This is a genomic window from Mesorhizobium sp. WSM4840 (genome assembly GCF_055811755.1).
In genome coordinates this window covers 1-235 of sequence record NZ_JBVVQD010000153.1, presented here as the reverse complement: position 1 = coordinate 235, position 235 = coordinate 1, and the positions used below count along the sequence as shown (strand labels likewise).

1 pseudogene is annotated in these 235 nt (G+C 69.4%); it reads right to left on the bottom strand.

Annotated elements, in window-relative coordinates:
* Window positions 1-235: pseudogene (locus AC0L3I_RS37095) on the bottom strand (methionyl-tRNA formyltransferase); the annotation flags it as partial.

Here is a 235-nt window from a genome sequence, read left to right as displayed (position 1 = left end):
GAACTCCGACGCCTGCATTCGCGCCTTGCCTTCGCGCTGGAGCTCGAGGATTCGGATCGCGCCGTCGCCGCAGGCGACCGTGAGGTCGTCGTCGAGCACCTCGCCGGGGGCGCCTGATCCTTTCGCCAATTCGCAGCGCAGGATCTTCACACGCGCATTGTCCAGCTCGGCCCAGGCGCCGGGGAATGGCGACAGGCCGTGGATGTGACGCAGCACGGCGTGCGCGGGCCTGCTC